Raw genomic sequence first — 8,226 nt, 5'->3', positions numbered from 1 at the left:
TCCTGAATCGGAATAATGAGTGACCGGATCACCGGGTCGGCCTCGGTGTTCACGGACAGGATCGGTCCCCCCTCGGGACGAGAGTCACAGGCGCAGCCGCGCGTTGTCGGCGGTACCCCAGACCTCATGGATATGACCGTCGGCGACCCGGTACATGACGAATTCGTCGGTCTCAACCGCGGATTGATCGCCCGGGGCACCCAGGAACGGCTGATGCCGGGTTCCGCGCGTGTGCAGGTGGACGGCGAACCACGGGGGCTGATGCAGCATCCGCTGCAGTTCCCAGAAGTAGTCGGGGAACACCTGCGTCGTCTTCAGGATGTCGTCCACGTACTCCTGCCGGCTGCGGACCACACCGTTCACCAGGACCGACGAATGAACGAAGGTGGCCAGGCGATCCCAGTCCCGGTCGTTGCAGGCCGCGAGATAGGACTCGTACAACTCGGTGAACTGGTCGGCGCTCATCGGTGCGCGCTCACGCGGCCACAGCGCGCGAGCGGTCGGTCGCCAGTCGGACAGCGAGGGCGCCCAGGACGCCGCCCATCAGATAGCGCTGGCCACGCATCCAGGCCGGCCGTTGTGAGAGGAACCGGGCCAGGGAACCGGCCGAGCAGACGATCAGGCCGTTGACGATGAGTGCGATCAGGATCTGCATCGAGCCCAGCGCCAGACTCTGCAGCGCCACGGAGCCGCCGTGCGGGTTGATGAACTGCGGCAGCAGCGACATGTAGAGCACCGCGACCTTCGGGTTGAGCAGGTTGGTCACCAGACCCATGACGAACAGCCGGCGGGGCGGGTCGGCCGGGACCTGCTCCGGGGCGAAGACATTGGTGCCGCCGGGACGCAGGGCGTGCCAGGCCAGGTAGAGCAGGTACGCGGCGCCGACGAACTTCAGCGCTGTGTAGGCACCGGGCACCACGACGAAGATGGCGGTCAGCCCGGCGGTGGCGGCGGCCAGATAGACGAAGAACCCGGCCGCCACGCCCAGCAGCGACACGAATCCCGCGCGTCGTCCCTGGGTGATGGATCGCGAGACCAGATAGATCATGTTCGGGCCGGGGGTCAGGACCAGGCTGAGTTCCACCAGCGCGACGCCGGCCAGGGCGGAAGCGGAAACCATGAGTAGGCGGTCCTTTCGGTGGGGACGAGGCCGTCGCGAGCCTGTCACACCTGCGTTCCGGGATCACCCGTTTTTCCTGGGACCGCGATGCGGTGACGTGATCAGGAACCGAGCTGACCTGATGGCTTCCTACGCTCGGGCGATCATCCGTTCCGAGACAGGAGACCCGTCCGCCATGACGATTCTGATCACCGGCGCCACCGGGGCCGTGGGCCGCCGTCTGGTTGCCGATCTGCTCGCCCAGGGCCGGTCGGTGCGGGCGCTGACCCGTCGGCCGGAGCAGGCCGGGCTGCCCGCAGGGGCCGAGGTGGTGCCGGGGGATCTGGCCGCGCCGCTGGAGGCCGGGTTGTTCGAAGGGATCGATCAGGTCTTCGTGTTTCCCGCGGAGGCCGGGGTGGACCATCTGGTCGAGTCCGCGCTGGCGGCAGGCGTTTCGGGCTTCGTGGTGCTCTCCTCGCTGGCTGCGGCGGCCGAGCACCCGCGCGACATCGGCTCGGCCAGCCACCGGCACCATCTCGCAGTGGAGAAGGCAGTCTCCGGCCGGACCGGCAACTTCACCCTGCTACGCCCCGGCACTTTCGCCAACAACCTGCTGGCCTGGGCGTTCCCGGTCAAGACGGGCAGGCCGATCCGGGCCCCGTACCTGGCGTCCGGGCAGGCCCCGGTGCACGAGGCGGATGTGGCGGAGGCGGCGGCGTTCCTGCTCGCGCGCGGCGAACACACCGGTAAGGCCTACCTGCTCACCGGCCCCGCCACGCTGACCCGCCGCCAGCAGATCGAGGCCATCGCTCAGGCTGTGGGCCGGCCGATCGAGGCGCAGGAGATCACCGAGGAGGAGTTCCGCCAGGAGTTCGGGCAGTTCGTGCCGGCCGAGATCATCGACATGCTGCTGGACTACTGGCGGGACACGGTCGACGAGCCCGACGTGCCTCGGCCGCTGTCTGCCATCACCGGCACCCAGGGCCGCCCGCTGGCGCAGTGGGCCCAGGACCATCGCCAGGACTTCCTCTCCTGAAACCTCCGGCCACGCTGACGGATGCGACGAGCCCGCGGGCCTCAGGTGCGAGGCCTGCGGGCAAGGTCCTGATCATGAGAAGCAGAGCACGACGCTCTCCGGCCGGGCTCACACGGTCACGGGCGACGCAACCGTGCTTTCGGCAGCAGATGAGGTACGACGGCGCTGACTGCGCAGCCCCGCGACCGTGACCAGAGCAGCGCCGACTACGAGCCAGACCGTCAGGACAAGGACGGGCTGGGTCACGTCGTGGCTGTCGAAGAAGGCGGTGGAGCGCAGCAGGTGCCCGGCCGCGCCCGGCGGCAGGAACTGGCCGATCTGGCCCGAGATGCCCGGCAGCATCTCGGGGGCGCTGGTCATCCCGGAAAGCGGGTTGCCCAGCAGCATCATCAGGACCGCGCCGATGGCGAAACCGGCCGTGCCCAGCAAAGCTTCCAGGCCGAGGATGGTGAACGAGGTGGCTGCGACCGCCAGGGCGATGGCCCCGGCGTTCGCCCAGTAGTCGCCCTCCAGCGAGCCCAGCCCGAACTGCAGGATGGCAGCCATGGCCAGACCGCCGGTCACGGAGTAGGCCGCGGCACCGACCAGGCGCTGGGCGGCGCCCCGGATGCGGCTGGTCAGCAGGACGGCGGCGAGCATGCCGCCCAGCACCAGCGGCAGCGAACCGGCGGAAAGACCGGCACCACGAGGATCGTCCGCGGGCAGGGGAGCAAGGTCGCGCACCTGCGCAGTGGCCGTCTGCTGCTGGCCGAGACCGCCGGCCACGGCCTGCAGGGTCTGGGCGATGGCGGGGGAGGCGGCCGAGGCGATGAGCACGCTGGGCGTGCCGGTGCTCACGTCGATCGCGCCGTAGACCTCGCGCTCGCGCACGGCGGTCTCGGCGGCGGCGGTGTCGGCCACCTGGGTGATGTCGAAGGCGTCGGCATCGCGCTGCTGCAGGGCGGCGATCACCGGTTGGGTGGCCGCGGTCGGCCCGGCCACCGCGATCGGTACGTCGTGCACGGTGGACTTGGCGGCGGGCCAGGCGAAGGCGGTGAGCACGAGGCTGATCAGGACGGTCAGCATCGCCACCACGGCGGCCACCTGGGCCCAGGGGGACCGGTACGTCGGCTGATCGGGGTTCATGGCGTCTCCCAAAGAGAACGGATGTTCGCTTTCGAAAGTAGGGACGGACGTCCCTGCTTGTCAAGAATGAACGTTCGCTTTTAGAGTGGCCGGATGCCCCGCGTCACCGAGGAGTACCGCGCCGCGCGCCGCCGGCAGATCGTCGTGGCCGCAGCCAACCTGTTCTCCAGCAACGGCTTCCATGCCACGTCGATGGCCGACGTGATCAGTGCCTCGCAGCTGTCGGCGGGGGCGGTCTACCGCTATTTCCGCAGCAAGGAGGAACTGATCGGGGCAGTGTCGGAGCTGGCTCTGGAGACCGCCGACGAGATCTTCGGGCGCCTGCTCGACGACGAGCGGGCCGCGCCCTCACCGGGTGAGGTCATCGAGACGGTCGTGCGTACCCTCACGAACCGGAACGAGGTGATCGGGGTGGACCTGCCCCGGATGGCCCTGCAGGTCTGGGCCGAGGCGATCCGCAGCCCCGAACTCGCAGAACGTGCCCACCTCGCCTTCAGTGGCCTCAAGGCACGCCACGTCGAGGCCGCCCGCCGCTGGCAAGCGGCCGGCAACCTGCCCGCCGACGCCGACCTGGAACAGGTGGGGTCGGCCATGCTCGGCCTGACCCAAGGCTTCCTCGTACAGAACCTGCTGGTGCGCGGCACCAGCGCGGACGGCTACGTCGCCGGCGTCCATGCTCTGCTGGGCTCGAAGAGCAACTGATCAATTGAGGACGATGGTGCCGCCTCGGGCGGCTCCGGCCCCTTTTGTGTGGATCACTTTCAAGCAGGAAAGCGGGCAGGACTGAGCCCCAGGGCCGTGGCAGTAGCTGCGTCGGCCGGGTAGAAGGCCTCGATCGCCAACTCGGACACGGTGATCTCGGTCGGGGTGCCGAAGACGGTGGTGGTGCTCAGCAGCGACAGCTCAGTGCCGTCGACCCGGTAGCGCAGCGGGATCAGCACCTGCGTGGCTGGGCCGGTCGCGCCGAAGTGCTCACCACCCTCCTCGCCGCCCGGATAGCCCCGCAGTTCGGCCAGCAGTTCCATCAGCACCGGATCGCCCCCGGCCAGCACTTGTGCCCCCAGCCGGGAGAGCAGATGCGCCCGCCACTGGCCGAGATTGACGATCGCCGGGGCCATCCCGTCGGGGTGCAGACTCAGCCGCAGCACATTCACCGGCGGCTCGAGCAGTGCCGGCGCACACCTTTTGGTCAGCGCCGCCACCGACGAGGTCGCCGCGATCATCTCCCACCGCCCGTCCACCGCCAATGCCGGCAGCGGCTCGTGCGCGGACAGGATCGCCGTCACGGCCGAATTCACCGCAGCGAGAGGAGTATCCGCCAGACGATGCTCCGCGTAGGCCGGTGCGAAGCCCGCGGCGAGCAGAATGTCGTTGCGGCGCCGCAAGGGCACATGCAGATGCTCACACAGCTGCAGGATCAGCCGGCGAGAGGGACGGGCGCGCCCGGTCTCGACGTAGCTCAGGTGGCGCGTGGACACCTCGCTGATCCCGGACAGCTCAAGCTGGGTCAGACTGCGCCGCTCACGCCACCAGCGGATCAGGGTCCCGGCATTCCCCACCGGGGGCGCCCCTGCCGTCGTCGTCATGGTCTGGACGATAACCGCCGAGGGTCGGGCCGTACATGACCTTTCAGGTCATGCCCGGTTGACCTCGCAGGTCATCGACCGCGGCCGGCAGGACGGCGAGGATTCCCGGTGTCCGCAGGCCAGCAACGTCTTTCGGAGGTACCGATGACCGACTTCACCGCCCTCGCCGAGCTGTACCTTCAGGTCTGGAACGAAGGTGACGCCGCCCGGCGCCGCGAGCTGGCCGGCGACCTGTTCGCCGCCACCTGCGTGTTCACCGACCCCCTGGCCAGCGTCCAGGGTCCCGACGGGATCGAGGCCGTCATCGCCCAGGGACAGCAGCAGTTCGCCGGGCATCACCTGCGCCTGGCCGGGCCGGTGGACGGCCACCACGACCAGCTCCGGTTCACCTGGGAACTGGTGAGCGACGGCAACGAGCAGGCGCCGCCGGTGGTGGTCGGATTCGACGTACTGGTCACCGGCCCGGACGGAAAGATCGCTCAGGTGCTGGGTTTCCTGGACCGTGCCCCGGCAATGTGAGGTACGACGAAGGGGGCCCGGCCCCGTGGGCCGGACCCCCTTCGCTCGGGATCAGTTCAGAGCATGCGGTTCAGCGCAGGTCGAACCGGTCCGACTCCATGACCTTCACCCAGGCCGCGACGAAGTCCTTGACGAACTTGGCCTTGGCGTCCTCGCTGGCGTAGACCTCGGAGAGGGCGCGCAGGATGGAGTTGGAACCGAAGACCAGGTCCACCGCGGTGGCGGTGTACTTGACCTCGTCGGTGGCCAGGTCACGGATCTCGTAGACGTGCTCGCCCTCGGCCGCGGCCTTCCACTTGGTGCCCGGGGCCAGCAGGTTGATGAAGAAGTCGTTGGTGAGCCGACCGGGCTTGTCGGTGAGCACGCCGAGCTGGCTGCCCCCGAAGTTGTTGCCCAGCGCCCGCAGACCGCCGACCAGCACGGTCATCTCCGGCGCGGTCAGGTTCAGCATGTACGCGCGGTCGACCAGCAGGACCTCGGGCTGGGTCTTCTCGTCGGGGCGCAGGTAGTTGCGGAACCCGTCGGCCCGCGGCTCCAGCACGGCGAACGACTCGACGTCGGTCTGCTCCTGGGTGGCGTCACCCCGGCCGGCGTGGAACGGCACGGTGACCTCGACGCCCGCGTCCTTGGCGGCCTTCTCGACCGCGGCCGAACCGGCCAGGACGATCAGGTCGGCCAGGGAGACCTGGGCGCCACCGGCGCTGTTGAACTCGCTGCGGATCTCCTCCAGCTTGCCGAGCACCTTGGTCAGCTGCTCGGGCTGGTTGACCTCCCAGCTCCTCTGCGGCTCGAGGGCGATCCGGGCACCGTTGGCGCCACCGCGCTTGTCGGTGGAGCGGTAGCTGGCGGCGCTCGCCCACGCGGTCTGGACCAGCTCGGCCACGCTCAGGCCGGACTCCAGCACCTTGGCTTTGAGGGCGCTCACGTCGGTGTCGGAGACCAGCGGGGTCTGCGGCGCGGCGATCGGGTCCTGCCACAGCTGCGCCTCGGGCACCCACGGGCCGAGGAAGCGGCTGATCGGGCCCATGTCACGGTGCAGGAGCTTGTACCAGGCCTTGGCGAAGGCCAGGCGGAACTCCTCCGGGTTCTCCAGGAAGCGCTTGGAGATCGGGCCGTAGATCGGGTCGAATCGCAGAGACAGGTCGGTCGTCAGCATCGTCGGCCGGTACTTCTTGGCCGGGTCGTAGGCGTCCGGGATGATCTCGTCGTCGGTCTTGGCCACGTAGTGCTTGCCGCCACCGGGGCCGGTGGTGAGCTCCCACTCGTAACCGAAGAGGATCTCGAAGAACCGGTTGCTCCACTCGGTGGGCTTGTCGGTCCAGGTCACCTCGATACCGGAGGTGATGGTGTCCTTGCCCTTACCGGTGCCGTGCGGGTTGAGCCAGCCCAGGCCCTGCGCCTCGATGCCCTCGGCCTCCGGCTCGGGGCCGACGTCGGCGGTGTGCGCGCCGTGGGTCTTGCCGAAGGTGTGACCACCGGCGATCAGCGCGACGGTCTCCTCGTCGTTCATCGCCATCCGGCCGAAGGTCAGGCGGATGAACTCGGCCGCCTGGCGGAAGTCCGCGTTGCCCTTCGGGCCTTCGGGGTTGACGTAGATCAGGCCCATCTCGGTGGCGCCGACGCCCGGCAGCATGTCCTTCTCGGACACATAGCGGGTGTCCGCCAGCCAGGTGTCCTCCGGGCCCCAGAAGATCTCTTCCGGCTCCCACACGTCGGGGCGGCCGAAGGCGAAACCGAAGGTCTGGAAGCCCATCGACTCCAGCGCGACGTTGCCGGCCAGGACCAGGAGGTCGGCCCAGGAGACCTTCTGGCCGTACTTCTGCTTGACCGGCCACAGCAGGCGGCGGGCCTTGTCCAGGTTGGCGTTGTCCGGCCAGCTGTTCAGCGGCGCGAAACGCTGCCCGCCGTCACCGGCGCCACCCCGGCCGTCCTCGATCCGGTAGGTACCGGCCGCGTGCCAGCTCATCCGGATCATCAGGCCGCCGTAGTGCCCGAAGTCGGCCGGCCACCAGTCCTGCGAGGTGGTCAGAACCTCAGTGATGTCGGCCTTCAGGGCCTCGACGTCGAGCTCGGCGAACGCCTCGGCGTACTTGAAGTCCTCACCCAGGGGGTTGCCCTTGGAGGAGTGCGCGTGCAGCACGCTCAGGTCGAGCTGGTTCGGCCACCAGTCCCGGTTGCCACGCGGGTGGTCCACCTTCGGCTTCGGCGAGTCGATCGCCGGGTTCTCGCTCTCGCTCCCGGTGGCGGTCACCGAGTCGTGCGCGACCGGGCAGCCGGAGGCCTTCGGGTCCTGGGTGTCGCTCATCTGTTTCCTTCCGGACTGGCAATTCGGTGAGAGTTGCGCATCGCCGTGCAGTCGGGGCAGGTGCCCCAGTAGACGACCTCCGCCTCGTCGACCACGAAGCCGTGGCTGTCGGAGGCGGTGAGACAGGGGGTGTGGCCGACGGCGCACTCGACGTCGGCGATCGCGCCGCAGCTGCGGCAGACGATGTGGTGGTGGTTGTCGCCGACCCGCGCCTCGTACCGGGCGGTGGCCCCCATCGGCTGGATGCGCCGGATCAGGCCCGCCTCGGTGAGCGCCTTGAGCACGTCGTAGACCGCCTGGTGGGAGACCGTGGGCAGTTCGTCGCGCACCAGCTGGATCACCGTGTCGGTGTCCACGTGCGGGTGGTCGCGCAGGGTGCTGAGCACCGCCACGCGAGGTCGCGTCACGCGCAGCGAGACCGAGCGCAGCTGGGCCTCGAGGTCGGACGTCATGCGACGACCCTAGGGCACTTGTTTGGAGTCAATCAAGTTTCTGGGGAGTGCGTCGTCCCAATGCCGAGTTAACCCTGAGCGGCCCGCCCGGTGCGCCGGACAGG

General features: G+C 69.1%; 9 protein-coding genes. 3 read left to right on the top strand and 6 right to left on the bottom strand.

Going from position 1 to position 8,226, the window contains the following annotated elements:
- Positions 1–84 precede the first annotated feature (84 nt).
- Both LWF15_RS33340 and LWF15_RS33335 read right to left on the bottom strand, forming a co-directional pair.
- Complete coding sequence (locus LWF15_RS33340) at positions 85–465, bottom strand: ester cyclase (RefSeq protein WP_232814983.1); 381 nt, start codon at positions 463–465, stop codon at positions 85–87.
- A 10-nt stretch (positions 466–475) separates the two neighbouring features.
- Complete coding sequence (locus LWF15_RS33335) at positions 476–1,120, bottom strand: LysE family translocator (RefSeq protein WP_232814982.1); 645 nt, start codon at positions 1,118–1,120, stop codon at positions 476–478.
- A 175-nt stretch (positions 1,121–1,295) separates the two neighbouring features.
- On the opposite strand from LWF15_RS33335, the gene LWF15_RS33330 reads away from it, so the two are divergent.
- On the top strand, positions 1,296–2,135 hold the full coding sequence (locus LWF15_RS33330; protein WP_232814981.1) for an SDR family oxidoreductase: 840 nt from the start codon (positions 1,296–1,298) through the stop codon (positions 2,133–2,135).
- A 108-nt stretch (positions 2,136–2,243) separates the two neighbouring features.
- On the opposite strand, the gene LWF15_RS33325 is transcribed toward LWF15_RS33330, so the two are convergent.
- Positions 2,244–3,260: a hypothetical protein gene (locus LWF15_RS33325; RefSeq protein ID WP_232814980.1), complete on the bottom strand. Its 1,017-nt coding sequence runs from the start codon at positions 3,258–3,260 to the stop codon at positions 2,244–2,246.
- A 93-nt stretch (positions 3,261–3,353) separates the two neighbouring features.
- Between LWF15_RS33325 and LWF15_RS33320 the strand changes: the two genes are divergently transcribed.
- Positions 3,354–3,962 (top strand): TetR/AcrR family transcriptional regulator, encoded by a 609-nt coding sequence (locus tag LWF15_RS33320; RefSeq protein ID WP_232814979.1) that lies wholly within the window; start codon positions 3,354–3,356, stop codon positions 3,960–3,962.
- A gap of 59 nt (positions 3,963–4,021) precedes the next feature.
- Here LWF15_RS33320 and LWF15_RS33315 read toward each other — a convergent pair whose 3' ends face one another.
- Positions 4,022–4,846 (bottom strand): helix-turn-helix transcriptional regulator, encoded by an 825-nt coding sequence (locus tag LWF15_RS33315; RefSeq protein ID WP_232814978.1) that lies wholly within the window; start codon positions 4,844–4,846, stop codon positions 4,022–4,024.
- Positions 4,847–4,990: 144 nt separating this feature from the next.
- Between LWF15_RS33315 and LWF15_RS33310 the strand changes: the two genes are divergently transcribed.
- Positions 4,991–5,365, top strand: a complete 375-nt coding sequence (locus LWF15_RS33310) for a nuclear transport factor 2 family protein (protein WP_232814977.1) — start codon at positions 4,991–4,993, stop codon at positions 5,363–5,365.
- A gap of 70 nt (positions 5,366–5,435) precedes the next feature.
- Here LWF15_RS33310 and katG read toward each other — a convergent pair whose 3' ends face one another.
- Both katG and LWF15_RS33300 read right to left on the bottom strand, forming a co-directional pair.
- Complete coding sequence (katG, locus tag LWF15_RS33305) at positions 5,436–7,670, bottom strand: catalase/peroxidase HPI (RefSeq protein ID WP_232814976.1); 2,235 nt, start codon at positions 7,668–7,670, stop codon at positions 5,436–5,438.
- Positions 7,667–8,122: a Fur family transcriptional regulator gene (locus LWF15_RS33300; protein ID WP_232814975.1), complete on the bottom strand. Its 456-nt coding sequence runs from the start codon at positions 8,120–8,122 to the stop codon at positions 7,667–7,669. The genes katG and LWF15_RS33300 overlap by 4 nt, the downstream gene beginning before the upstream one ends.
- Between the last annotated feature and the right edge of the window lie 104 nt (positions 8,123–8,226).

The sequence above is a fragment of the Kineosporia rhizophila genome (assembly GCF_021277265.1).
In the GTDB taxonomy this organism is placed as follows: Bacteria; Actinomycetota; Actinomycetes; order Actinomycetales; family Kineosporiaceae; genus Kineosporia; species Kineosporia rhizophila.
The sequence above is the reverse complement of the archived record's forward strand: the minus strand, read 5'-3'. Positions and strand labels throughout refer to the sequence as shown.